A 22,954-nucleotide genomic window follows, 5' to 3' on the forward strand; every position below is an offset into this window, starting at 1 on the left:
TCGAGTCATTCGACCCCCCCACCACGGAAGGCGGGATGTCACGCTGTCGTGGCATGCCACTTGCTGAATCTGCGCGTCGCGTCAGACCACTGTTGAACGATTCCGGCGCCATCTGGCCAGATGACCGTTCGGAAGTCCCGCAGCACGAGCAGCCACGAGGCGACACCGACATGCCCCCGTCTTCCTACAACCAGCGCACCCTCTCGAAGACCGCCAGCCTCCAGGGCATCGGGCTCCACTCGGGCGCGAAGGTGACGCTCACGCTGCGTCCGGCGCCCGCGGGGCACGGCATCGTCTTCGTGCGCACGGACCTGCCTCGCCCGGTGAGCATCCCCGCGTTGGCGGAGTACGTGGTGGACACGGCGCTGGCGACGACGCTGGGCCGCGACGGCGTGAAGGTGGCGACGGTGGAGCACTTCATGTCCGCCATGGCGGGCCTGGGCATCGACAACGCCCGGGTGGAGCTGGACGGCCCCGAAGTGCCCATCATGGACGGCAGCGCCGCTCCCTTCGCGGCCCTCATCCAGGATGCGGGCATCCGCGAGCTGGACGCGCCCAAGGAGCTGCTCGTCATCCGCAAGCCCGTGTCCGTGGTGGATGGCGACAAGCAGGCCTCGCTCACCCCCTCGCGCCACTTCCGCATCAGCTGCACCATCGACTTCGAGCACCCCGTCATCCAGGGTCAGGCGTTTGATTTGGATTTCAGCGACCGGGACTTCTCCCGGGAGATTTCCCGCGCGCGCACGTTTGGCTTCCTGCGTGACGTGGAGAAGCTGAAGAAGCTGGGCCTGGCTCGCGGCGGCTCGCTGGACAACGCCATCGTCGTGGACGAGGTGTCCATCCTCAACCCGGAAGGGCTGCGCTTCACCGACGAGTTCGTGCGTCACAAGATCCTCGACGCCATCGGTGACGTGTCTCTGTTCGGCCGTCCCGTCATTGGCCACCTCACGGCCTACAAGACGGGCCACGCGCTCAATCACAAGCTGGTTCGCAAGGTCCTTTCAGACCCGAGCTGCTATGAGATTGTCCCCGCGCGTCGTCGCGACGTGGAAGGCTTGGAGCTGGGCCTGCCAGGATTGGCCGGCGCGCTGGAGCTGGAGCCGCTCGTCGCCTGATGTTGGTTTGGCATTTCCTTGCAGGTCGGGGCTGGCTCGACTAAGTCGCGGGCTCATGCCCATGCGTCCAACCAACGTCATCCTCGCCGCGCTGCTGGCGGCTTCGTTCACCGCCGGTTGCAACAAGGAGAAGGCGCCGGTCACCGCGCAGGCTCCCGCCGCCGCCCAGGCCCCCGCGGGTGAGCCCACCCCGGACACCGTGGTCGCCACCTTCGGTGACGGCCAGAAGATCACCTACAAGGAGCTCAACGACCGCGTCCAGGAGCCGATCGCCAACCTGGAGAAGCAGAAGTTCCAGCTTCGCAAGCGCGGCCTCGAGGGCATGGTGACGGAGAAGCTGGTCGATGCGGAGGCCAAGAAGCGCGGCATCACGCAGGACCAGTTCCTCAAGGCGGAGATCGACGACAAGGTTCCCGCGCCGACCGAGGAGAAGATCAAGGAAGTCTTCGACGGCGCCAAGGGCCAGCTGCCGCCCGGCTCGACGTTCGAGCAGATGAAGCCGCAGATCCTCGACTTCCTCACGCAGCAGCCCAAGCAGGAGCGCGCCCAGGCCCTCTTCGCGGAGCTGCGCAAGAACGCCAACGTGCAGATCACCCTGCCGGAGCCGCCGCGTGCTCCCGCCGAGCGCAAGACGGTCTCCGCCGTCGGCCCGTCGAAGGGCCCGGACAACGCGCCCATCACCATCGTCGAGTTCAGCGACTTCCAGTGTCCGTTCTGCAGCCGCGCCATTGGCGCGGTGGACCAGGTGATGAAGGAGTACGACGGGAAGATCAAGCTGGTGTTCCGTCAGTTCCCCCTGGACTTCCACAAGGAGGCGCAGAAGGCCGCCGAGGCGTCGCTGTGCGCCAATGACCAGGGCAAGTTCTGGGAGATGCACGACAAGCTGTTCGCCAGCCAGTCCGCGCTCCAGCTGGAGAACCTCAAGAAGTACGCGGGCGAGCTGAAGCTGGACCAGGCCAAGTTCGACAAGTGCCTGGACTCCGGTGAGAAGGCCGCGACCGTGAAGAGCGACATGGCGGACGCGCAGAAGGTCGGCGTCAGCGGCACGCCGGCGTTCTTCATCAACGGCATCATGCTGTCGGGTGCGCAGCCCGTCGAAGAGTTCAAGAGCATCATCGACGCCGAGCTGAAGCCGACGGCGCAGAAGTAATCACGCGGTTCGGAGGGCACGGGCGGTGGCCCAGAAACCCAAGGCCACGCCCCGTGTCGGTGGTGAGGCGACTTCGCTGGATTTGGAGAAGTCGCTCGCCGCTGGCCTGTCCTCCTCCCGTCCCCTCTCGGCCTGGTTCCATGGGCCGGAGGGGATGGTGCTCCTCCAGGAGCCCATGGGCTTCGCTGGCTTCCTGGCCGGCACGCTCGGGACGCTCTCGGTGGAGGAAGTCTTCGCCCACGTCCTGACGGGGATTCGCAGCGGGTTGCTCGCCGTGCAGCACGGCGCCGTCCGCCGCACGGTGTCCTTCCGGGACGGGCAGGTCGTCTTCGCCACGTCCACGGAGCGCTGGGAGCGGCTGGGCGCGGTGCTGGTGCGGCTGGGGCTGGTGACGCAGGCACAGCTCACGCAGGCGCTCTCACGCGTGATGCCGTCGCGGCGCATCGGCCAGGTGCTCACCTCCGAGGGACTCGTGTCCGAGGCCCATCTCTACAGCGCCATGACGTACGTGGTGCGGGAGGTGGTGCTGAGCCTCTTCGAGTTGACGGAGGGCAGCTTCCTCTTCGTCGAGGGCCCCGCGCCCATGGCGGACGTGGTGAAGCTGCCGGAGCGCACGCGTGATTTGGTGCTCACCGGAATCAAGCGCTCGGAGGAGCTGTCGCGGTGGCGGCGGCGCTATCCGGAGGACATGCGCGCGGAGACCGGGCCGAAGGGGCCTCGCCCGGGTGAGGAGCGCCTCTTCCGGCTGCTGGGCGCGGGCACGACGCTGGGCGAGCTGCGCACGGTGCGCGAGAGCGGACACCACGCGTTCTTCGCGTGGCTGGAGGAGTGCGTGCAGGGCGGCCACCTGACGGTGCGACCCGCCACGCCTCCCGCGCCGCCCGTGCCCGCCGTGGAGGGCATGGCGTGGGAGCTCTTGTCCGCGGAGGAGCGCTACAACCTGCTCTTGTCCCTCATCCACCGCGCGCTGCGCGACGCGGGGGAGGACGTGGACCTGCTGCGTGGCTTCCTCGATGCGCCGCCGTCGGGGCTCGAGGACGCGTATGCCGGCGTGGTGTTGAGCGCGGAGGGCCGGGTGGATGTGGCGCGGCTGCGCGCCAACCTGTCCGGTGGTGGCGAGGCGGTGGCGCGGGCGCTGACGCTGGAGGCGCTGGACGCCATCGTGTCGTACGCGTTGTTCTCCGCGCGAAACGTCCTGCCGTCCGAGGTGGCCGAGCGCTTGTCCAACACCTACCGCACCCTGCAGGGAGGGCTGGCCTAGCAGGCGGCACATGCCCACGTTCGCGGCCACGGCGTTCGTGGTCGGGGGACGATGGTCATGGGTGTGTTGCGGAAGCTGGCGTGGGGGTTCCTGGTCGTGAGCGCGGGGTGTAGCGGCTCGCGTCAGGCCGTGAAGGCGGACGCGGCGCAGCCTGGAACGGGCGGCTCGGGACAGGGACAGGTGGAGGCGATGAAGGCCTCCGTGTCTGGACCGTACGTGGACGAGGAGCTGGGGTTCGAAATCATCCGGCCCAGTGACGACTGGCAGTTGGACGCGACGAACGAGCGCACGCCGGAGGGGCTCGCGATTCCGGTGGTGCTGCGTCACCCTCCGTCAGGTGCGCAGGTGGTGCTCCAGGTGGCGCCCGCGGTGGCCACGCCCACCCAGTTCGCCGAGCGGCTCACGGAGGGACTGCGACAGCAGCCGGGCTTCATCACCACGGACCCCGTGCCCCTGGCACTGTCCGATACGGCGGTGGGCTTCAACTTCCAGGTGGGTGACAACGTGCATGGCCGCGTGGCCGTGCGCGAGGGCCAGGAAGGCCGGGTGCTGATGATGCTGGCCACGTGGCCCGCGCAGGCCGTGGCGGGCGACATCCAGAACGTGGATGCGCTCATCGCCGGCATCCGCCCGCTGCCGAATCGCAAGGCCGTCCCGAGCAAGGTGCCGCAGGCCGTTCGGCCCTGAGCCGGAGGGCCGGTGCTCGGGCACTGGCTCCGGGCGGAACCCTTGGCCCGATACGCGTGGCCAGGGTTCTCTCCCAGGGAAGGGGACGCAGGCCTCGTCCGCGCCCTCGCGCTGCCAGGGTCCTCTCCCAGGGAGGGGGGACGCGGGCCTTGTCCGCGCCCTCTCGCGGCCCGTCGTCGGTGGACGGGCCGCGGAGGCGTGCTGCTCAGCTCCGCGCGGACTTCCGGGCGCCGCGAGCCGCGCGAGCAGGCTTCGCGGGGGCCTCGGCGGCCTCGGTGGCCTGCGTCTCCGTGCGCAGCCGCACCCACTCCACCAGGGTGCGGACGCCCACGCCGGTGGCGCCCTTGGCGTTGTAGCCGCGCTCCTTGGGGCTGTTGGACGGACCGGCGATATCCAGGTGCACCCACGGCGTCTCGCCGACGAACTCCTTGAGGAACAGGGCGGCGTTGATGGAGCCACCCCAGCGCTCGCCGGAGTTCTTCATGTCGGCGACCTCGGAGCGCAGCGCGTCCTTCTGCAGCTCGCTCACCGGCAGGCGCCACATCTCCTCGCCGGCGGTGCGCGCGGCCTGGAGGACCTCGTTCACCGTGCCGTCGTTGTCACCGAATGCGCCGACGATGTAGTTGCCCAGCGCGACGATGCACGCGCCCGTGAGCGTCGCCAGGTCGATGACCGCGGACGGCTGGTGCTCGCAGGCCCAGGTGAGCATGTCACCCAGGACGAGGCGGCCCTCGGCGTCCGTGTTGGTGATTTCGACTGTCTTGCCCAGCCGCGACGTGAGGATGTCGCCCGGCTTGTACGCATTGCCCGCCGGCATGTTCTCGCACGCGCCGATGAAGGCGTGCACGGGGAAGGGCGGCTTGATGGAGGCGATGACCTGCATGGCGCCCAGGACGGCCGCCGAGCCCGCCATGTCCGTCTTCATGTCCACCATGCCCTCGGTGGGCTTGAGCGACAGGCCTCCCGAGTCGAAGGTGATGGCCTTGCCCACCAGCGCCAGCGGCGGGCGCTTCGCGTCGCGCGCGTTCTTCGGCGTGTAGACGACGTGGATGAGCCGCGGCTCCTCGGTGCTCCCGGCCGTGACGCCCAGGAACATGCCCATGTCGAGCTTCTCGATTTCGCGCTTGCCGCCAATCGTGATCTTCAGCCCGTGCTCCCGCGCGGACTTCCGGGCGGCCTCGGCCAGCACCGTGGGCGTCACCGCGTTGGGCGGCTCGTTCACCAGGTCGCGGGCCCAGTTGGAGGCCTCGGCCACGCGCTTGCCCAGGGCCAGGGCGTCCTCCACGTCGCGCGACTTCTCCGTGCCCTCGGGCAGCGCCAGCGCCACCTTGGTGGGCTTGGGCGTGCCCTTCTCCTCGCGCGCGGAGGACTTGTACTTGTCGAAGCGGTAGGCGCCCAGCTCCAGGCCCTCCACCACCGCGCGCACCGCGTCCGCGGGCGCCTTCGTGGCGGGCAGCGCCACGACGAGCGACGTCACCTTGAGCCGCTGGGCCGTCTTCGCCGCGCGACCCGCCGCCAGCCGCAGCACCTCCGGCTGGAACCGCGCGCGGTTGCCCAGGCCCAGGAGCAACACGCGGCCCGCCGTCGTCCGGCCGAGCGTGTGCATCACCAGGGACTGGTCGGCCTTCGCCTTGAAGCCCTCCTGGGTGGCGGCCCCGCGCAGACGGCCTTCCAGGGACTTGTCCGCCGAAGCCAGACTGGCCGGGGCGCCCTCACCCAGCTCGCCCTCGAAGAGCGGAATGACGAGCAGGTCGCCATTCGCGAGGGTGGCGTCGCCGGAGACGAAGGTGAAATTCATGGGCCGATGAACTCCTGAACGGGAGAGGGGAAATACGGGAGGGCGCGGACTGTAACGCCCACCCTGTTGCACGCAAAGCGTTGGATTTCATTCGAGCGTTGCATTGCAGCAGGGGCCTGGGTAGCAGTCAGGCAATGCCCACCTTGCTGATGCATCTGACCGCCATCGAACGGTTGGCCGCCAACCCCGGAGAGCTGCCGGCGGACTGGGTGCGCGCGCTCTCCGAAGACCTGGCCTACGCGCGCTTCGGAGTGGCGCTGCCGGACCTGCCGCTGTGCGAGGGCGTCCGAGGGGGCCTCTCCGCGTTCCTGCCCGAGCGGGAGATGCCCCTGTTCGCGAGGCTGTATCACGAGCGCGCGCCGGTGGGCTTCGGGCTGAAGATGGCGGAGCTGGTGGCCACGGGCGCGCTGGTGGGCACCGAGCCAGGGCTGGCCCTGCTCGCCGGCTACTTCACGCACCTGTGCCTGGACCGACGGCTGCACCCGGTGGTGGACAATCTGGTGGTGCGGCATCGGCGTCGCGGCGAGCGGGCCCTGGCGGCGCACCGTGACATCGAGTGGGCCCAGACGCTCTTCTACCTGCGCGAACTGCACGGCGTGGACCTGCTGGGCACGCCCCGGCTGCGCGAGAAGTGTCAGGTGGTGAAGAGTCCTGGCTTCCCGTGGCGAGGCATCGGCCGGGGCATCTACGAACTGGTGCGGCTGTCCTCGCAGGAGCGCGTGGGGCAGGCGCCGTCCAAGGCGGAGGTGGATGGCTGGGTGCGCGGCCTCTATGTCTCCGGCCTGTTCCTCTCCAGCCCCATGGGGCGCACGCGCGCGCTGCCCGCCTTCGCCCACCTGTCCTTCCAGGAGCTGTACCGCAACGACACGTTCGACTTCTCCCAGGAGGTCGAAGGTGCGCTGGAGTCGGCGCGTGGAGTCCTTCGGAGGTTGCACGGCTACATGGCGAGGGGCACCTTCACACCTCGTACGCGTGCCCGCTTCCTGGAGGCTTTCCCAGAGGGAAACCTGGGCGTACGCGCCGCATAGCGCGCCGCGCATCGCCCTGAAGTGCTGGGCTCTTTCGCGCGCAGAGCAACCGTCCTGCCGAGCCTGTCTCCTAGAGGGGAATGGCGCTGGGCGCGGCGATGGCCCGCTCCTATTCTCGTGAAGGAATGACGGTTCTTCTCCTCATGGTGGTGGGCGGGCTCGCGGGAGCACTGGGCGCGATGCTGGGCATCGGAGGTGGCATCGTCCTGGTGCCCGCGCTGGTGCTGGGCTTCGGGTTGCCGCTGGAGGAGGCGGTTCCAGCCAGCTTGATGTGCGTGGTCGCCAACTCGTGCGCCGCCGCGGCTGGCTACGTCGACAACCACCTGAGTGACATCCGGCTGGGCCTGACGCTGGAGCTGGCCACGGTGCTCGGCGCCATCGCCGGAGGACTGGTGGCGGCGCTCATCGCACCGGCGATGGTGGCGGTGGTGTTCGGCCTGTTCACGCTCTATGTCGCGCTGCAGATGATGCTGCTGCGCTCGCCTCGAGGTGAGCCCGCGACGCTGGACGACTACCAGCCGACGAACTACCCGCTGGGCATTTCCGGCTCGTTCGTGGCGGGTGGCCTCTCCGCGCTCCTGGGCGTGGGCGGTGGGCCGCTGAAGGTGCCGTTGATGAGCTACGGCATGCGGGTGCCCTTCAAGGTGGCCAGCGCCACCAGCAACCTGATGATTGGCGTGACGGGCGCGGCCAGCGTGGCCGCCTACGCGCTGCGCGGACACCTGAAGCTGGCCCTGGTGTCTCCGCTGGTGGTGGGTGTGCTGGCCGGCGCGTATTTCGGGAGCCGGCTGATGCCGAAGGTGCCCACGGCCGTGCTCAAGAAACTCTTCGCATTGGTGCTGCTGTCGGTGGCGGGGCAGATGTTGTGGAAGGGAGGGGCGGGACTGTGGCCGAGCGTGTGGGAGTGAGTGAAGGGGACCCGGACGGCGCCGAACCGCCGCGGGTCTCGGCGGCGATGATGGCGGACCCGGCGGCACTGGGTTCCAACACGATGGTGGCGACCCCGGCGCAACAAGCCGAGGCGCCCGAGCTGGAGGCGGAGCCCGTCACCGCGGGCCTCGCCGAGGCACCGTCCCAAGGCGTCACGCGCGTCCGGGACAGGACGCTCGCGGGAGACCGGTGGATTGCCCGGGTGTTGCGCGTGGGCGCGGTGCTGAGCGGCGGCATGTTCGTGCTGTCGCTGGGCCTGGAGGCGCTGCCAGGCACGGAGAGCACGCACGTGGCCATTGACCAACTGCGCAAGGCCGCGGCGTCGCTGCTGCTGGTGACGCCGGTGGCGCGGCTGGGCGTGGCGGGCACGCTGCTGGGACTGCGCGGTGAATGGCGGTACGCCGTCATCGCCGCGGGAGTGCTGGGGCTCCTGGCCCTGGCGGTGGGCGCCGGCATCCAAGCGTGATGCGGCGCCCGGGGCAGGGCGGTGGGTGGGCGCCTCAGGCGCCTCGCGCGGCGAAGTGGGCGAGGATGTTGCGCACCTTGGCGACCTCGTCCGCGCGGCCCTGCTCCTCGTAGAGCGGCAGCACCGCTTCGAGCTGGGAGCGCGCCGCGGGCAGGTCCTGCGAGTAGTAGCAGGACAGGCCCAAATCCCACCGGGCGCGGGCCTCGTACACGTGGTCGTGCAGCTCCTGGTACAGCTCCACCGCGCGCAAGAGGTGCGTGCGCGCGCCCTCGTGGTCGCCGAGCAGTCCCTCGGACTCGCCCAAGAGCAGGTGGCCCAGCGCGAGTGCCTCCGCGTCGTCGCCCTTCTCCAGCAGGGGAAGGGCTTCCAGGAAGCGCTTGCGAGCCGGCTCGTACTCGGCCTTCTCCATGCGGATGTCGCCGATGTCCAGCAGCAGCCGCGCGGTGCGCTCCGTGTTGCGCGTCTGGCGGTAGAGGATGAGGGCCTCCTGGTACTTCTCCTCGGCGGCCTCCGGCTGTCCCAGCGCGCGCAGGGACTCACCGATGCAGGCGCGGGACAGGGCCTCTCCGTCGCGGTCCTTCGTCTCGTTGAAGAGCCGGGCGGCCTGGGCGATGAGCTCCACCGCGCCCCGGTGGTCCTCGAAGTTCGCCTTCACCACGCCCAGTCCGAAGCAGGCCTGGGCCTGGCCCGGCTTGTAGCCGGCCTCCTGGAACATCGCGAGGGCCTCCTCGTAGCACTGGCGGCTGGCGGCATGGTCTTCCAACATGCCGTGCAGCTCCGCCAGGCTCACCAGCCCCTGGCCCACCTGGGTGGGCGAGCCGGTGATGCGCAGGGTGGCCAGTTCGTTCTTCTGCTTCTGGAGCGCCTGGAGGAAGTGGGCGCGTTCGGTGTCGTCGGGCGGGTGCATGCTCACGCGTCGCCACCCTTGCGGCGCCGGGCCGCCTTGTCCAACGAATCGTGCTTCTCGCTCCGGTCAGTGCCATTGACGTCCGGGGGGACGGCCGCGCCCGCGGGGGGCGGGGCGTGGTGCCGGTCCTTCTCCACCTTGTCGGCCTGCTCGTAGCCGAGCAGCGGGGAGAAGAAGCAGTCCTTCTTGGTGTACTCGTCGAAGGAGAAGGCGAAGCGGTAGCTGGCCGCCGCGCGCTGGTTGCAGTCGGTGCGCTCGCAGAAGCGGCAGGAGATGCCGGAGGGGATGGCATCCTTGCGCAGGTCATTGGTGGGCAGGCCATAGGCCAGGTATTTGGCGTTCTCCGCGTGGGTGCCCAGGCCGATGGAGTACGCGGTGCCCTTGACGATGGAGCCCTCGGTGGGCTGGAGCTGCACCTTGGCGAAGCAGAAGTACGTCGTGCCGTCCGGCATGATGGAGTACTGCCGGGTGAGCTGCGACGGGTTGAGGAAGGCCAGGTGCACGGCCCACTTGCCACAGCTCCCGCCGCCGCTGGCGAAGCGGATGCCGGTGCCGCTGTAGCGCTTGGAGATGTTGCCGGCGATGTCCGAGCGCAGGAAGTGGAAGGGGATGCCCGGGCGCTTGGGGTCCGACAGGTTGCACAGCCGGTGGGCCACCGTCTCGTAGGTGGAGCCGAAGATGCTCGACAAGAGCTCCACGTCGTAGCGCGTGCGCTGCACTTCCTTGAAGAAGTCCCCGTACGGCAGCATCAGCGCACCGGCGAAGTAGTTGGCCAGGTTCACCTTGATGAGCCGCGTCGTCTCCCCGTGCCGGGTGCGCCCCGCGCCGAGGATGCGCTCCACCAGCTTTTCCTTGTCCAACATCAACAGGCCAATGGACGCGGCGATCTGGAACTTCAGCGGCTGCTCGGTGAGGTCCGGGGACAGGGTGAGCGTCTGCTCCTCCGGGTCCAACCGGCGCACCACGGACGAACCGCTGGGCGAGGCGTCGATGAGCACGCGGTAGCCGAAGCGCTTCTCCAACAGCTGCATCAACTGGCCGCTGGTGAGCTGGCGCTCGATGCTGATGTCCCGCCGCAGCTCCTCGGCCTGCTCCTCCAGCTCCGGGAAGTAGTTGCGGTGCGTCTCCAGGAAATCGCTCACCTCGTCGAAGGGTGAGTAGTCGAAGCGCACACCCGGCACGGTGCCGTTGCCCGCGCTGCCGCCCTGCGTCCGCGTGCGCTCCTCCACGTTGAGCTGCGCGAGCACGTTCTCCAACTGCGTGCGCGTGTTCTTGTAGAGGTTGAAGAGCGCGGCCACGGTGCCCGCGAGCTTCGGCTCCGCGGACAGCGACTGGAGCGACTCCGGGTCGATGTCCAGGCTCTTGAGCAGCGGCTCGTCCAGGAGCTTCGCGAGCGCTTCGTCCACGCGCCCCTCGCCCAGCGTGGACATGAACTGCTCGGGGTCCTGATCGAAATACCGCAGCGCCTTCCAGAGCAGCGGGAAGGGCATCACCCGCTTGCCCTTTTCGATGAGGTTCAAATACGCGGGGGAGACCCCCAGGTCCTTCGCCGCGTCCGCCTGCTTGATGTTGCGGGCGAGTCGCAGGCCCCGGAGCTTCAGGCCCACGTTGGCGTTCAGTGCGTTGTCGTTCATGGCTGAGTCGGGTCCCGTCGGAGTGCGCCTGGCCTCTTGCGCCCTCGCCCCTCTGAACCACTCTGCAAATCGATTTACCGATTTGCAATCAACGTTTTTCTTGAGGCCGCTCCCTGTGTGGCGGGCGACGGAACGGTCGTCGTCCACAGGGCGATTGGCCCCTGAGTATGTGCAACCACATGTAATCGCTGCGCTTTATCCGCGCGCGGATGTGCGTTCCAGGCGGTGTTCGACGCACGTTGTCAAAAGTTTACTGCCGCGGCGCGCCAAGCCCGCTTCACGTGCTGGTAAACCAGCATTCACGGTTTACAGAGCAGAGCCGGCGCCGGTTCAGGCGATCAACCGGTGGAAGATGAGGGAGACGTTGGTGCCGCCGAAGCCGAACGAGTTGCTCATCACCGCGTCGACGTGGGCCTCGCGCGCGGTGTTGGGGACGCAGTCCAGGGTGATGAGCTGGTCCTGGTGCTGGAGGTTGATGGTGGGCGGCAGCACGCCTCGGGTGAGGGCGAGCACGCTGATGACGGCCTCGGCGGCGCCCGCCGCTCCGTTCATGTGGCCCGTCATGGACTTGGTGGAAGAGACGGCCACGGTGCTGGCGGCGTCGCCGAAGATTCGGGCGATGCCTTGAGTCTCCATCAGGTCGCCGACGTCGGTGGAGGTGCCGTGCGCGTTCACGTAGCCGATGTCCGACGGGGAAAGCCCCGCGTCCTTGAGGGCGGCGCGCATGCTGCGTTGGGCGCCCTCGTGCTCGGGGGCGGGCGTGGTGATGTGGTACGCGTCGGAGCTGGCGCCGTAGCCGGTCAGCTCCGCGAGGATGCGCGCGCCGCGGGCCTTCGCGTGCTCCAACTCCTCGAGGATGAGCATGCCCGCGCCCTCGGCGAGCACGAAGCCGTCGCGGTCCTTGTCGAAGGGGCGGCTTGCGGCCTGGGGCGCGTCGTTGCGCAGGGACAATGCGCGCATGGCCGCGAAGCCGCCGACGCCGAGCAGGGAGATGGGCGCCTCGGCGCCTCCGGCCACCGCCACGTCGAACTCTCCGCGCTGGATGCCGCGCATCGCCTCGCCGATGGCGTGCGCGCTGGTGGAGCACGCGGAGTTGGGGGCCCAGGACGGGCCCTTGAGTCCATGGCGCAGGCTCACGTAGCCGGGCGCCATGTTGATGATCATCTGGAGGATGAAGAACGGGCTGATGCGGTCCGGGCCCTTCTCCAACGTGCGGCGGTGGGTCTCCTCCAGGCTTGCGATGCCGCCGATGCCGGAGCCGATGATGGTGGCGATGCGCTCGGCGTTCTCCGGCGTCACCTTCAGGCCGGAGTCCTCCAGCGCCATGTCCGCCGCCACCACGGCGAAGTGGGCGAAGCGGTCCATGCGCCGCGACTCACGCCGTTCGATGTAGTCGTCGACCTTGAAGTCCTTCACCTCGCCCGCGATTTGACAGTCGAGCGCGCTGGCGTCGAACAGGGTGATGGGCCCCACGCCGCTCTGGCCTCGCACGAGCGCCTCCCAGCTCTTCTCCACGCCCGTTCCCACGGGGCTGATGAGCCCCATTCCCGTCACCACGACGCGCCGCTTCTGCATCCGCCGCTCCCTTGGATGGCACGCCAGGAAGACGAACGGCCCGGCCGCTCGTGCGCCTTCCTTTTCGTGGCGTGCGCTGCATGGCCCTTTGTATTATGGGCATCATCCCATCTGGCAAGCCTGATTGTCAGCAATACGGAATATCTGGAATCCGGATGATGGTGTCCACCACTGCATGAGGGAGGAGCGAGGCCCATGAGCGACGGGAAGGCCGAGACGCGCACGAGGACGGTGACGTGGAGAGATCCTCGGGAGGGCGTGGCGGCGGCGAAGTCGCTGTCGGGGCTGGAGTACCTGCGCGCCATCGTCCGGGGCGAGGTGCCTGGGGCGCCCATCGCGGCGTTGATGGGCTTCGCGCCGGTGGAGGTGTCGGAGGGGAGGGCGGTGTTCGTGGTGGAGCCAGGGGAACACCACTACAACCCGATTGGCACCGTGCACGGGGGCCTGGCGGCGACGCTGCTGGACTCGGCGCTCGGGTGCGCGGTGCACTCCACGCTGCCGGTGGGGGCGGGCTACACCACGCTGGAGCTGCACGTGAACATGGTGCGCGCCATCTCCCATGACACCGGTCTGCTGACGTGTACGGGTGAGGTCATCCACGTGGGAGGCCGCGTGGCGACGGCGCAGGCCCGGCTGACGGACGCGGACGGCAAGCTGTACGCGCACGGCACCACGACGTGCATGGTGTTCCGGCCCCCGGTTCCGGGCGGCCGGGAGTAGAGGGCGCGACGATGCGGTACGCACCCGAGCACAAGCAGGCCACTCGCGAGCGAATCCTCACGGCGGCGCAGACGCTCTTCCGGAAGGAGGGCTTCGCGGGCGCGAGCGTGGAGCGCGTCATGCGGGCCGCGGGCCTGACGGTGGGAGGCTTCTATGCCCACTTCGCCTCGAAGGAGACCCTGCTCGAGGAGTCCGTGCGCGTGTTCTTCCGGAACCAGCAGGTGCGCTGGTTCAGCGGACTGGAGAAACTGCGCGGCGCGGAGTTCCTCGACCTCTTCGTGCGGCGCTACCTCAACCCCCACATCCGCGACAACATGGAGACGGGCTGCATCATGCCGTCGGTGCTGTCGGACCTGACGCGCGGGACACCGGAGGCCCGCGAGGCGCTCGCGCAGGGCCTGGAGACCCTGGCGGAGGAACTGGGGGCCCATGTCCCGGGTGGAGAGGGCGTCACCGACCGACAACGGGCGCTCGCCACGGTGGCGTTGCTGTTCGGCGCGATGACGCTCGCGCGGGTGACGAAGCACCTGCCGCTCTCGGATGAAATCCTGGAGGCCGCGCGCGCCTTCCTGCTGGCGGGGGGCGCGCCGCCTCCGAAAAAGCGACACTGAGGGCGCGGGGGCGCGCGTGGTGCTCGCCTCCCATCACCGTGCCTTCGGGCCGGGGTGGAGGTGGCGATGTCCTTCGCGCGCGGCCGTCCGATGCTGTGGGGGCTCGCCCTCGTGGCGCTGTCCTGCCTGGGTGTTCCGCGCCCGCGCCCCGCGAAGGACCCGGCGGCGCTGCGCTACAACATCACCTACGTGCGCGAGCCCACGCACGCGCTCGATGTCGAGGTGGTGCTGGTGCGAGGCACGCCGCGCGCGTTCCGCTTCACCCAGCCGGGCGGCGTGCACACCGTGAGCGCGTTCCGCGAGGATGGCGAGCGACTCGAGTTGAGCGTGAAGGATGGACAGGTCCTCCTTCCCTCGAACATCCGCTTCCTGCGCTATCGCTATGAGCTGGACGCGCGCATCGGCGCGCGCGGACCCGACCTGTTCTCGGGTGGGGGAGAGGGAGACGCGCGGCATCTCGCCGGACGTGCGTACCTCATCCGCCCCAACCAGGCGCCGCCCGACCTTCGCGTGGAGCTGGTCGTCGAGGGCACGGAGGCGCTGCTCCCGTGGCAGCCCGATGACACCGGCCTGTATCGGCTGCGCGCCGAGGACCTGGTGGACTCCGGGTTCCATGGCTTTGGGGGGCGCCGCTGTCAGGTGGTGTCGCCGGATGCGGTGCTGGACGTGGCGGTGCTCGGCCACTTCACCTCGGTGGACGACACCCAGGTCTGTGCCTGGTTGAAGCAGGCCGCGGAGGAGGTGCGCACCGTGCGCCGCGCGTTTCCGTATCCGCGCGTCACCGTGCGGGTCATCCCCGTGCCCGGACGCGAAGGTCCGAGCCTCTTCGGCATGGTGCTCTGGAGCTCCCCGCCCAGCATCTCCCTGCTCGTGGGCCAGGACGCGAGCGCGGCCTCCTTCGAACGGGACTGGGTGGTGCTCCACGAGATGCTCCACCTGACGCATCCCGCGTTCCTGCCGCGCGTGCCCTGGCTGTCCGAGGGCCTGGCCACCTACTTCACGGAGCTGGCCCGCGCGCGTTCGGGAAGGCAGAGCGCCGAGCGCGCATGGGAGGAACTGGTGGACGGCTTCGCGCGAGCTCGTCGCGTGGCGGGAGCCCGCACGATGGAAGAGGTCGTCACCGACGGTGACTTCGCGCTCGGCACCTATTGGACGGGCGCGCTCTTCGCGCTGCATCTCGATGTGGAAATCCGCCGTGTCACTGGAAACCGGCGCCACCTGGAGGATGTGTTGGAGTTGCTCGCGGAGCGGGGGCCCACTTCCACGTTCGGTGCTTTTGGCGTGGCGGTGGACGCCGTCGCGGGGCAGCCGCTGTTCGACGCGTTGCTCGCGCGGCACCTGCGGCGCGTGGCTTTTGCGGAGCAGGAAGGTCTGCTAGAAGCGCTGGGTGTGACGGCGGGAGCCGAGGGCATCGAGCTGGTGTCTGCCCGGGACAGCTCGTTGCGTGAGGCGATGGAGGGTCGGCGTATCCGCGATGTGTCGCGGTGAGTGGCGCGGCTCGCGGGATGTAACCGGTGGGCAGGATGTTGCGTACCGGATGCATCCGCGAACCCCTGACATCCGTAAATGAGGTCCGCCACATCCAGAGCCCCGTGGGTGCCTGTCGCGCTCCTGGGGTCTGGGGCTTCATGTAGTTCAACCTGTAGTTCCCCCTCAACGCAGCACCGAAAGGAAGCAACACCATGAACGCGAAGGCTCTTGCGGCGATCGTCGGCACCCTGTCCCTGGCCTCCCTCGCCACCGGCTGTGCGTCCACCAAGTCCGCGGAGGCCACGCCGGCCGCCGCCGAGAAGGGCGCCGAGGGCTCCTGTGGCGCGGCGAAGGCCGACGGCAAGGGCGCCGAGGCGGGCTGCGGCGCGCAGAAGCAGGAGGGCACTGCCCCCGCCGCGACCCCTGAGAAGGGCGCCGAGCACGGCTGCGGCGCTGGCGGTTGCAACGGCCAGAAGAAGTAGTCCTCGGCGCACCGGGGGCAGGTGACGACACCTGCCTCCTCGCGCCGACTTCCGGGCGGTGGGAAGAGCACCTCCCGCCGCCCGGTTCATTTGTCTCCCAGGAGGTGGCTGGCCGTGGTGGCGACGTACGCGCGAAGACACGGGCTTCAGCCCCTGGGCGTGGGCATTGGCCTGCGCAGGAGCTTCTACGAGGAGCTGCCGCGCACCGAGCGGGCGCTCGACTGGGTGGAGATCATCCCGGAGAACTTCCTGTCGCTCGGAGGCCGCCCGCAGCGCGCGTTGGACGCGTGCAGGGAGCGCTGGCCGGTGTTGCCGCATGGCGTGGGGCTCGATATCGGCGGGCCGGATGCGCTGGACGTGGACTACGTCACGGGGCTCGCGGCGCTGGTGAAGCGCGTGGACGCGCCGTTCTTCTCGGACCACCTGTGCTACTCGCGGCTGGGCGGCGTGTACCTGCATGACCTGCTGCCGCTGCCCTTCACCGAAGCCGTCGTCGAGCACGTGGTGCCCCGCGTGCGTGAAGTCGTGGCGCGCGTGGGCCGGCCGTTCCTGCTGGAGAACCCGAGCTACTACGCGAACATGCCCGGCGGCACGCTGTCCGAGGCCGACTTCCTGCGGCACGTGGTGGAGGAGGCCGACTGCGGGCTGCTGCTGGACGTGAACAACGTCTACGTCAACGCGCGCAACCACGGCTACGACGCACGCGCCTTCATGGACGCGCTGCCGCTGGAGCGCGTGGTGCAGATCCACCTCGCGGGCCACACCATCTACCCGGACGTCATCATCGACACGCACGGCGACCGCGTCTGCGACGACGTGTGGTCGCTCTATCGCTACGTGCTGGAGCGCACCGGTCCGGTGTCGACACTCATCGAGTGGGACCAGGACATCCCGTCGATGGAGGCGGTGCTGGACGAGGCGGACCTGGCGCGCGCGGCGCTGCGGGAAGGGGCAGGGCGATGAAGCCTTCGCTGAAGCACTTCTTCGACAGCATGGGCACCTACCTCGCGCGCCCGGGCGGCGAGTCGCTAGAAGAGCTGTACACGGCGCATCCGGAGTGGCGCGCGCCCTCCTCGCGCGTGTCCCTCTACGGCGACTTCGTGCGAGGCCATGTGCGAAGCGCGCTGGAGAAGCTCTTCCCGATGCTGCGAGGCGCGGTAGGCGCGGAGGCGTGGAACGCGTTGGTGGAGGACTACACGCTGACCCGGCCCGCGCGGCACCACGAGGTGAATCACATGGGCGAGGGCTTCCCTGCCTTCGTCGCGGACGGGGTGTCGTCGCGCGGACTTCCTCCCCATGCCCCCGCGCTGGCGCGGTTCGAGTGGTCGGACTTCGCGGTGTTCTCGTCCCAGGCGGAGTCACCCGAGCGGGTGGAGCGCCTCACGCCGAATCCCACGCTGATGGTGCTGGAGCAGCCGTACCGCATCTGCGCCTATGTGCGCGCGAAGGGCGCAGTCGCGGTGCCCCAACCCGGTGACGAGCTGGCGCTGTTGTGGCGTCATCCGGCGCAACTGGTGACGTACTACCAGGAGGCCACGCCGCACGCGCTGCTGGTGCTGAAGATGGCGGTGGAGGGGCTGTCCGCGTCGGACGTCGCGGTGGCCACGGGGATGCCGGAGGCCGACATCCTGGGCGCGGTGGTGCGTCTGTCGCGAGACGGCCTGGTGCTGTCGCCCGACGCGTGACTCCGTCGCGGGGCCTCGGTGCGACTCAGTTGCGGACCGAGCACACCTGGCCGACGGCGGAGTCCTCGCAGCGCGACACCCCCGGGCACTCCTGGTCCTGGGTGCACGCCACGGTGCACTGACCCTCCAGACACAGCCCGCCCGACAGGCCGAGCTTCTGGCAGCGCACGTCGTCCGCGCACTCCGCGCCCAACTGGAGCAGCGCACCACAGCCCACGAAGCGCGCGGGGTCCGGCAGGCAACTGCCTTGCTGGCAGGTGAAGCCCGCCTCGCACCGGTTCGCCGCGATGTACTCCTCGTTCACCGACTCACTGCACTGCTTCACGCAGGCGACGCCGCCCTCGGCCAGGGGCTGGCACGCGGCGCCCACCTGGCAGCTCCCGTCGTCCTGGCACGCGCCACAGCGCGGCCCGGCCGCCGCACAGCGGAAGCCCTTGCACATCATCCCCGCGCCACACTGGCCATCCAGCACGCACTCGACGCAGCTGCCGCCCGGGCCACACACCAGGCCGTCAGCGCAGCCCGTCAGGCCGCAGCGGTTGAGCAGCTCCTCGTTGGCCTCCAACTGGACCTTGAGCTCCTTCTTCTCGCCAGCGCCCACGCACGCCTCGGCCTGGACCTCCGGAAAGCCCACCCCGGCGATGCTCAGCGCGTAGCACCCATCCGGCAGGGGGCCCACGCGCAGTCGGCCCGCGCCATCCAGGACGAGCCGCTCGAAGGGCGTGTCCCGCACCGAGACCTGCACGCCGGCCACCCGCTCGCCGTGCGAGGACTTCACCCGCATCTCGAAGAAGCCCGCGTCCCGAGGGGCCACGCGCTGGAGCTTCACGGACTGGCCGCCGGCGACCTTCACCGACACCCGCGTCGCCTTCTCCGCCGTGGCGACCACGAACAGCTCCGCGGGCCCGGTGGGCACGCCTTCCAGCTTGAACCTTCCTTCCGCATCCACCGCCGAGCGCACCTCATGGGCCCCGACGAGGGACACCACGGCGACCTCCGGGTCGAACTCCGTGAGCTGGCCTTCGATGGTCCCCACGCGCAACGGAGCGTTCTCCAGATTGCCGCACGCTCCCAGGCCCAGGACCAGGAAGACACCCAACGCGATGTGTTGTCTCGAGCCCATCAGAAGCGATACCCCACACCGGCCCAGCCGCCGGTGAATCCCACGGCCTGTCCCTCTCCATCCACCACCACGTAGGTCAGCATGAGCTGCGCCTGGGTCATCAGTTCCAGACGTTCACCCACCCTCACCACCATGCCTCCCACCACGCCAGGGCTGACCGTGAAGAAGCGCTGGCCGCCGGGGAAGGTCTCCACATCGAAAGACCGCCCCAGGTACAGGGCGGCCACGCGGGGACCGGCGAACAGCGTCAATCGTTCCCATCTCCACAGGTAGGGCAGGGCCACCCCCGCGGAGAAGGTGGTGTAGCGAAATGGCACCTCGTCCCCGGGTTGGAGCTGGAGCGCGCGCCGGCCCGTGCTGAAGCCCACATCGAACAGCAGTCCGAAATCGCGCAGCGGCCGGTCCTCCAACCGCAGCGACACGGCGACCTCCGGCGCCAGGGGCAGCAGCTCCGCGCGGCTGCGCGCGTCCGCGAAGGTGAACATTCCCCCGAGCAGCGACAGCGAGCGCCGGGGGAACGCCTCCGACAAGAGCTGCTCCAAAGGCAGCCGCTCCCCCGCGCTCACCTCCACGTCGCGGCGCATCAGCACCGCGTCGCCCTTGGTCAGCTCCACCGTGCGCTTGCCGGGCACCACCGCCGCGCCGCCGGGCAGCTCCGTGCGCGCCTCCCCGTCGACCTTCAGCGTGAAGCCGTCCAGCCGGGGGTTGTAGGAGAACAGCTCCGGCCGGCCCGTCCGGGCGATGGTGCCCGACAGCACCACCGGGTCCGCGCCCACTTCCAGGATTTCCGCCGAGGGGCGCTGACGGCCCTCGGTGAAGGCAAAGGTACGCCGGCGCGCGTAGTCATGGGCCTCCGTCGCGGTGACGGCGCCGTCCGTGTTGCGGTCCGCGCCGCCGCCCAGGCCCTCGACGAGGAAGTGCGTGTAGATGTCGTTGCGCAGCCCCTCGTCCTCGCGCGCCGTCTCGCCCCAGTCGCAGGCGGCGAACACCATGGATGCTCGCGAGGACTCCTCCAGCGGGCGCGCGTAGAAGCCGGACTTGACCCCGGACAGCTCCTTCTCCAGCTCCTTGGGCAACAGCGACTTGCCGTTGCCGCTGTGACAGGAGGCGAGCACCAGCAACCGGCGCCGACTGGAGAGCGCGTCGAACTCCGCTTTCAGCATATCCATGGACAACGCCGTCTGGGCGATGGCGCGATAAGAAGCGTCCCTCGTCACCAGGAAGCGGCGCAATTCGCCCGTGGCATCCCGGGCCAGGGTGCCGTGCGCGGAGAAGTAGACCACGACGACGTCGTCCGGGCGGTGGGCCTGCTTTCGCAGCTCCCGCAGCGCCGCGAGGATGGCCGCGCGCGTCGTCTCCTCGGGCCGCGTGAGTACACGCACCTGGTCGAACCGCCCGCGCGCCGGGTCCAACATCGCCGCCGCCAGGTCCGTCGCGTCCTTGGCGGGGTAGCGCAGGCCGCGCCAGTGGGGGTCGTCGAACTCGGAGATTCCCACCAGCAGCGCCATGCGCCGGGGCGTGTACGCGCTCGACAGCGCCTCCTCGTCGAGCCGCAGCGGCACCAGTCCGCCCTTCTCCGTCCCCAGGGACGAAGGACCCGCGCACGCCGTCAGCGCGGCCAGCAGGATGGGAAGAAGGCGCCTCACATTCACCTGATCAGCGGGGATTCTGGCTGCTTCGGACGCGGACGTCGAACCTCGTCACCGCCAGCGTGCCTTGTTCCCATCGCTCACCTTCTCCCACCAGCACGCGCTTCACCTCGTCGACCGAGGGTTGCAGGCCCGTGGGGGAGGCGGCCAGCCACAGCGTCAGCGGGCCGGACTCGCCCTCCAGGCTGACGCCGGAGAGGCCCTGGGGGTCCTGCAGGTCATGCGTTCCCGCCTCCAGGTCGAACGGTCCGAGCAACTGGGGCTCCTCGCCCGCGCGCTGCTGGAAGAGCAGGGCGGTGCCCGCCTCGGTGGCGTGGTAGCGCAGGAGGAGCACGTCGCGCGAGTCCACCTGGGTGTCCGGGTCCAATCGGCGCAGGCTGCCATCCGCGCCCCGAACCACCACCGCCAGCTCCAGCGCGATGCGCCCCACCTGGCCCTTCACCCCGGGCTCCTGGGACGCGGTCCCCACCTCCACCCCGGTGGTTCCCTGACGCAGCCGGGGCACCACGACCACCGCGAGCAGGCCCGCGGCTACGGCCCCGGCGATGAGGCCCCACTTTCGGGTGTCCAGCCGGGGCGCGCGCAGCCGCCGTCGCACCCGCGCGAAGCCCACCTCGTCCAGCGGCGCGTCGCTCTGGGGCGGGGCCAGGGCGAGGAGCACCGCGTCCACCTGTCCATCCAGGACGTCGGGGCCGGAGTGGGTGGCGAGGAAGCTTTCACACGCCTCACACGCGGTGGCCAGGTGCTCGCGGAAGTACTTCACCGCGTCCGGCTCACGACGGGCAAGAGCGTGTAGCGCCTCGTCATCCAGGTGTCTCATGACCTCTCACTCCCAACGTCCGGCGAGCACTCGCCGCAGCAACTCTCTTTTGATACGGCCCCGGAAGCGCTCGAGTCTCATCGTCACCGCGCTTTTTCCCACACCCAGTTGCTCGGCAATCTCGCGCGCGGACAGCTCTCCTTCGATATAGAAGAGCCGGACTGTCCGCTTCTCTTCGCCCTCGGGCAGCTCGGAAATGAGCTGTCGGACCACCTCGATGTCGCGCTCGAGCTGGAGGGCCTCCGGAAGGGCCGGGACTGTCTCCGGTTCCGGGTCCGCGATGTCGTCTTCCAGGCGCCGCACGCTCGCCTTGCGCTCCAGCCGGGTCCGGGCCCGGTTGCGTGCGATGGACAGGAGCCACGCCTCGAAGGCCCCGGCTTCCTTGAGTCGGGGGAGGGCCCGGAACGCCCGGACGAAGGTCTCCTGGATGACGTCTTCCACCTCGTCGGGGTCCAGCGGGGCGAACCCCGCCATCAGCCTCGCCACGAGGGGGCGAGTGCGCCGGTACAGCTCACTGAAGGCGGAAGCCTCCCCATTCGCCGCGCGCCGCACCCATTCCGCCAGTCCCTCCGTGGAACCCACCTGTCCTCCAAGACCCCCGGCGGTGTCCGGTGGCCACGCGACTGACTCGACCGTCCCCTGACCCCGCGAGGAAGCGGGCGGAGCGGACTGCTTCCTACTGGCTCCCAGGGGGGGCTTGGGGAGAAGAATGCACCCCGCCGTTTCATTTTCGCGAAGGACCCCGCCATGCGCGTCATCAACTTCAACCCTGGCCCCGCCGGCCTGCCCCTGCCCGCCCTGGAGCGCGCCCGGGACGAGCTGCTCGACTTCCAGGGCTCCGGCATGTCCGTGATGGAGCACAGCCATCGGGGCAAGGAATACGAGGCCGTCCACGACGAGGCCATCGCCCTGCTGACCGAGCTGACGGGACTGCCGTCCACCCACCAGGTGCTCTTCCTCACCGGCGGCGCGTCGCAGCAGTTCGCCCAGGTGCCGATGAACTTCCTCACCCCCGACACGAGCGCGGACTACCTCATGACGGGCGTGTGGAGCGAGAAGGCGCTCGACGAGGCGAGGTACTACGGCAAGGCCCGCGTCGCGGTGACGACGGTGCGGTCCGACAAGCACTACACGCGGGTCCCCCGCCAGGACGAGCTGAAGCTGGACCCCCAGGCCTCGTACGTCCACCTGACGAGCAACAACACCATCTACGGCACCCAGTGGCACACGACGCCGGACGTGGGCACCGTCCCGCTGGTGGCCGACATGAGCTCCGACTTCCTATGGAAGAAGATGGACCTGTCGCGCTTCGGGCTCGTCTACGCCGGCGCGCAGAAGAACCTGGGACCTTCCGGCGTGACGCTGGTGGTGGCGGACAAGGGCTTCATCGCGCGAGGGCGCAAGGACATCCCGAAAATCTTCCGCTACTCCGTCCACGCGGAGAACAACTCGCTCTACAACACGCCCCCCACCCTGGCCATCTACCTGGTGCGCAACGTGCTCGCGTGGATGAAGAGCGTGGGCGGCCTGGAGCAGGTTGAAGCGTGGAACCGCCAGAAGGCGGAGCTCTTGTACGGCGCGCTCGACAGGCTCTCCGGCTTCTACCGGGCGCCGGTGGAGCGCGAGTCCCGCTCGGTGATGAACGTCGTGTTCCACCTGCCCACGCCGGAACTCGACGCGGCCTTCGTCGCTGACGCGAAGCAGCAAGGAATGGTGGGGCTGAAGGGGCACCGGACGGCGGGCGGAATCCGGGTTTCCACGTACAACGCCGTGACTGTGGAGAATGTGCGCACCCTTGTCACCTTCATGGAACATTTCGTGAAGACCCGCGGGTAGTCTCCGT

The 22,954-nt window shown here is 69.4% G+C and carries 22 protein-coding genes; 14 read left to right on the forward strand and 8 right to left on the reverse strand.

Annotated features, from left to right (window positions below):
• The first annotated feature begins 170 nt into the window (after nt 1-170).
• From lpxC to HR086_RS01375, 4 genes are all read left to right on the forward strand, one after another.
• Entirely contained in the window at nt 171-1,115 is a 945-nt protein-coding gene (gene lpxC, locus HR086_RS01360; protein WP_141643507.1) for a UDP-3-O-acyl-N-acetylglucosamine deacetylase, read from the forward strand.
• A gap of 61 nt (nt 1,116-1,176) precedes the next feature.
• Nucleotides 1,177-2,265, forward strand: a complete 1,089-nt coding sequence (locus HR086_RS01365; protein WP_371745506.1) for a thioredoxin domain-containing protein — start codon at nt 1,177-1,179, stop codon at nt 2,263-2,265.
• 25 nt (nt 2,266-2,290) lie between these two features.
• Nucleotides 2,291-3,526 (forward strand): DUF4388 domain-containing protein, encoded by a 1,236-nt coding sequence (locus HR086_RS01370; RefSeq protein ID WP_174453556.1) that lies wholly within the window; start codon nt 2,291-2,293, stop codon nt 3,524-3,526.
• Between the two features lie 57 nt (nt 3,527-3,583).
• Nucleotides 3,584-4,213, forward strand: a complete 630-nt coding sequence (locus HR086_RS01375; RefSeq protein WP_141643510.1) for a hypothetical protein — start codon at nt 3,584-3,586, stop codon at nt 4,211-4,213.
• 205 nt (nt 4,214-4,418) lie between these two features.
• Here the strand turns inward: HR086_RS01375 and HR086_RS01380 are convergent, their stop codons facing one another.
• On the reverse strand, nt 4,419-6,011 hold the full coding sequence (locus HR086_RS01380) for a leucyl aminopeptidase (RefSeq protein WP_174464618.1): 1,593 nt from the start codon (nt 6,009-6,011) through the stop codon (nt 4,419-4,421).
• 134 nt (nt 6,012-6,145) lie between these two features.
• Here HR086_RS01380 and HR086_RS01385 point away from each other — a divergent pair, with 134 nt between their 5' ends.
• The 3 genes from HR086_RS01385 to HR086_RS01395 all read left to right on the forward strand — a co-directional run bounded on the left by HR086_RS01385 (nt 6,146) and on the right by HR086_RS01395 (nt 8,435).
• The gene (locus HR086_RS01385) at nt 6,146-7,039 is read left to right on the forward strand and encodes a hypothetical protein (RefSeq protein ID WP_141643512.1); all 894 of its coding nucleotides are present in this window, start codon (nt 6,146-6,148) and stop codon (nt 7,037-7,039) included.
• Nucleotides 7,040-7,164: 125 nt separating this feature from the next.
• A complete protein-coding gene (locus HR086_RS01390; protein WP_174453558.1) occupies nt 7,165-7,947 on the forward strand; it encodes a sulfite exporter TauE/SafE family protein in 783 nt (260 codons plus the stop codon).
• The gene (locus HR086_RS01395; protein ID WP_371817192.1) at nt 7,944-8,435 is read left to right on the forward strand and encodes a hypothetical protein; all 492 of its coding nucleotides are present in this window, start codon (nt 7,944-7,946) and stop codon (nt 8,433-8,435) included. The genes HR086_RS01390 and HR086_RS01395 overlap by 4 nt, the downstream gene beginning before the upstream one ends.
• A gap of 34 nt (nt 8,436-8,469) precedes the next feature.
• On the opposite strand, the gene HR086_RS01400 is transcribed toward HR086_RS01395, so the two are convergent.
• The 3 genes from HR086_RS01400 to fabF form a co-directional block, all read right to left on the reverse strand.
• Nucleotides 8,470-9,342 (reverse strand): tetratricopeptide repeat protein, encoded by an 873-nt coding sequence (locus HR086_RS01400; protein WP_141643533.1) that lies wholly within the window; start codon nt 9,340-9,342, stop codon nt 8,470-8,472.
• A 2-nt stretch (nt 9,343-9,344) separates the two neighbouring features.
• The gene (locus HR086_RS01405; protein ID WP_141643514.1) at nt 9,345-10,976 is read right to left on the reverse strand and encodes a short-chain fatty acyl-CoA regulator family protein; all 1,632 of its coding nucleotides are present in this window, start codon (nt 10,974-10,976) and stop codon (nt 9,345-9,347) included.
• Between the two features lie 330 nt (nt 10,977-11,306).
• A complete protein-coding gene (gene fabF, locus HR086_RS01410; protein ID WP_174464619.1) occupies nt 11,307-12,551 on the reverse strand; it encodes a beta-ketoacyl-ACP synthase II in 1,245 nt (414 codons plus the stop codon).
• A 195-nt stretch (nt 12,552-12,746) separates the two neighbouring features.
• On the opposite strand from fabF, the gene HR086_RS01415 reads away from it, so the two are divergent.
• From HR086_RS01415 to HR086_RS01440, 6 genes are all read left to right on the forward strand, one after another.
• Nucleotides 12,747-13,271, forward strand: coding sequence for a PaaI family thioesterase (locus HR086_RS01415; RefSeq protein ID WP_174453560.1), 525 nt, complete (start codon nt 12,747-12,749; stop codon nt 13,269-13,271).
• A gap of 11 nt (nt 13,272-13,282) precedes the next feature.
• Nucleotides 13,283-13,882, forward strand: a complete 600-nt coding sequence (locus HR086_RS01420) for a TetR/AcrR family transcriptional regulator (protein ID WP_174464620.1) — start codon at nt 13,283-13,285, stop codon at nt 13,880-13,882.
• A 66-nt stretch (nt 13,883-13,948) separates the two neighbouring features.
• Nucleotides 13,949-15,370, forward strand: coding sequence for a hypothetical protein (locus HR086_RS01425; RefSeq protein WP_174464621.1), 1,422 nt, complete (start codon nt 13,949-13,951; stop codon nt 15,368-15,370).
• Between the two features lie 194 nt (nt 15,371-15,564).
• Nucleotides 15,565-15,834 carry a hypothetical protein gene (locus HR086_RS01430; protein WP_141643519.1) on the forward strand — a complete coding sequence of 90 codons (270 nt, stop codon included), beginning with the start codon at nt 15,565-15,567 and terminating at the stop codon, nt 15,832-15,834.
• A gap of 117 nt (nt 15,835-15,951) precedes the next feature.
• On the forward strand, nt 15,952-16,797 hold the full coding sequence (locus tag HR086_RS01435; protein ID WP_371823550.1) for a DUF692 domain-containing protein: 846 nt from the start codon (nt 15,952-15,954) through the stop codon (nt 16,795-16,797).
• A complete protein-coding gene (locus HR086_RS01440; protein ID WP_174464622.1) occupies nt 16,794-17,519 on the forward strand; it encodes a DUF2063 domain-containing protein in 726 nt (241 codons plus the stop codon). The genes HR086_RS01435 and HR086_RS01440 overlap by 4 nt, the downstream gene beginning before the upstream one ends.
• Before the next feature lie 25 nt (nt 17,520-17,544).
• Here the strand turns inward: HR086_RS01440 and HR086_RS01445 are convergent, their stop codons facing one another.
• The 4 genes from HR086_RS01445 to HR086_RS01460 are packed head-to-tail and all read right to left on the reverse strand — an operon-like array spanning nt 17,545 to nt 21,693.
• Nucleotides 17,545-18,642, reverse strand: coding sequence for a carboxypeptidase-like regulatory domain-containing protein (locus tag HR086_RS01445; RefSeq protein ID WP_174464623.1), 1,098 nt, complete (start codon nt 18,640-18,642; stop codon nt 17,545-17,547).
• The gene (locus tag HR086_RS01450) at nt 18,642-20,288 is read right to left on the reverse strand and encodes a caspase family protein (protein ID WP_141643523.1); all 1,647 of its coding nucleotides are present in this window, start codon (nt 20,286-20,288) and stop codon (nt 18,642-18,644) included. The genes HR086_RS01445 and HR086_RS01450 overlap by 1 nt, the downstream gene beginning before the upstream one ends.
• Before the next feature lie 10 nt (nt 20,289-20,298).
• The gene (locus HR086_RS01455; protein WP_174464624.1) at nt 20,299-21,111 is read right to left on the reverse strand and encodes a hypothetical protein; all 813 of its coding nucleotides are present in this window, start codon (nt 21,109-21,111) and stop codon (nt 20,299-20,301) included.
• A gap of 6 nt (nt 21,112-21,117) precedes the next feature.
• Nucleotides 21,118-21,693: a sigma-70 family RNA polymerase sigma factor gene (locus HR086_RS01460; protein ID WP_174453567.1), complete on the reverse strand. Its 576-nt coding sequence runs from the start codon at nt 21,691-21,693 to the stop codon at nt 21,118-21,120.
• A gap of 165 nt (nt 21,694-21,858) precedes the next feature.
• On the opposite strand from HR086_RS01460, the gene serC reads away from it, so the two are divergent.
• The gene (gene serC, locus HR086_RS01465; protein WP_174453568.1) at nt 21,859-22,947 is read left to right on the forward strand and encodes a 3-phosphoserine/phosphohydroxythreonine transaminase; all 1,089 of its coding nucleotides are present in this window, start codon (nt 21,859-21,861) and stop codon (nt 22,945-22,947) included.
• Nucleotides 22,948-22,954 lie beyond the last annotated feature (7 nt).

Source organism: Myxococcus sp. CA039A, assembly GCF_013336645.1.
Taxonomy (GTDB): domain Bacteria; phylum Myxococcota; class Myxococcia; order Myxococcales; family Myxococcaceae; genus Myxococcus; species Myxococcus llanfairpwllgwyngyllgogerychwyrndrobwllllantysiliogogogochensis.

Bases quoted from the DNA above. Each gene is read 5' to 3' on its own strand.
- lpxC (WP_141643507.1), top strand. From the start codon at position 171: ATGCCCCCGTCTTCCTACAACCAGCGCACCCTCTCGAAGACCGCCAGC.
- HR086_RS01365 (WP_371745506.1), top strand. From the start codon at position 1,177: ATGCGTCCAACCAACGTCATCCTCGCCGCGCTGCTGGCGGCTTCGTTC.
- HR086_RS01375 (WP_141643510.1), top strand. From the start codon at position 3,584: ATGGGTGTGTTGCGGAAGCTGGCGTGGGGGTTCCTGGTCGTGAGCGCG.
- HR086_RS01380 (WP_174464618.1), bottom strand. From the start codon at position 6,011: ATGAATTTCACCTTCGTCTCCGGCGACGCCACCCTCGCGAATGGCGAC.
- HR086_RS01385 (WP_141643512.1), top strand. From the start codon at position 6,146: ATGCCCACCTTGCTGATGCATCTGACCGCCATCGAACGGTTGGCCGCC.
- HR086_RS01390 (WP_174453558.1), top strand. From the start codon at position 7,165: ATGACGGTTCTTCTCCTCATGGTGGTGGGCGGGCTCGCGGGAGCACTG.
- HR086_RS01400 (WP_141643533.1), bottom strand. From the start codon at position 9,342: ATGCACCCGCCCGACGACACCGAACGCGCCCACTTCCTCCAGGCGCTC.
- HR086_RS01405 (WP_141643514.1), bottom strand. From the start codon at position 10,976: ATGAACGACAACGCACTGAACGCCAACGTGGGCCTGAAGCTCCGGGGC.
- fabF (WP_174464619.1), bottom strand. From the start codon at position 12,551: ATGCAGAAGCGGCGCGTCGTGGTGACGGGAATGGGGCTCATCAGCCCC.
- HR086_RS01415 (WP_174453560.1), top strand. From the start codon at position 12,747: ATGAGCGACGGGAAGGCCGAGACGCGCACGAGGACGGTGACGTGGAGA.
- HR086_RS01420 (WP_174464620.1), top strand. From the start codon at position 13,283: ATGCGGTACGCACCCGAGCACAAGCAGGCCACTCGCGAGCGAATCCTC.
- HR086_RS01425 (WP_174464621.1), top strand. From the start codon at position 13,949: ATGTCCTTCGCGCGCGGCCGTCCGATGCTGTGGGGGCTCGCCCTCGTG.
- HR086_RS01430 (WP_141643519.1), top strand. From the start codon at position 15,565: ATGAACGCGAAGGCTCTTGCGGCGATCGTCGGCACCCTGTCCCTGGCC.
- HR086_RS01440 (WP_174464622.1), top strand. From the start codon at position 16,794: ATGAAGCCTTCGCTGAAGCACTTCTTCGACAGCATGGGCACCTACCTC.
- HR086_RS01445 (WP_174464623.1), bottom strand. From the start codon at position 18,642: ATGGGCTCGAGACAACACATCGCGTTGGGTGTCTTCCTGGTCCTGGGC.
- HR086_RS01455 (WP_174464624.1), bottom strand. From the start codon at position 21,111: ATGAGACACCTGGATGACGAGGCGCTACACGCTCTTGCCCGTCGTGAG.
- serC (WP_174453568.1), top strand. From the start codon at position 21,859: ATGCGCGTCATCAACTTCAACCCTGGCCCCGCCGGCCTGCCCCTGCCC.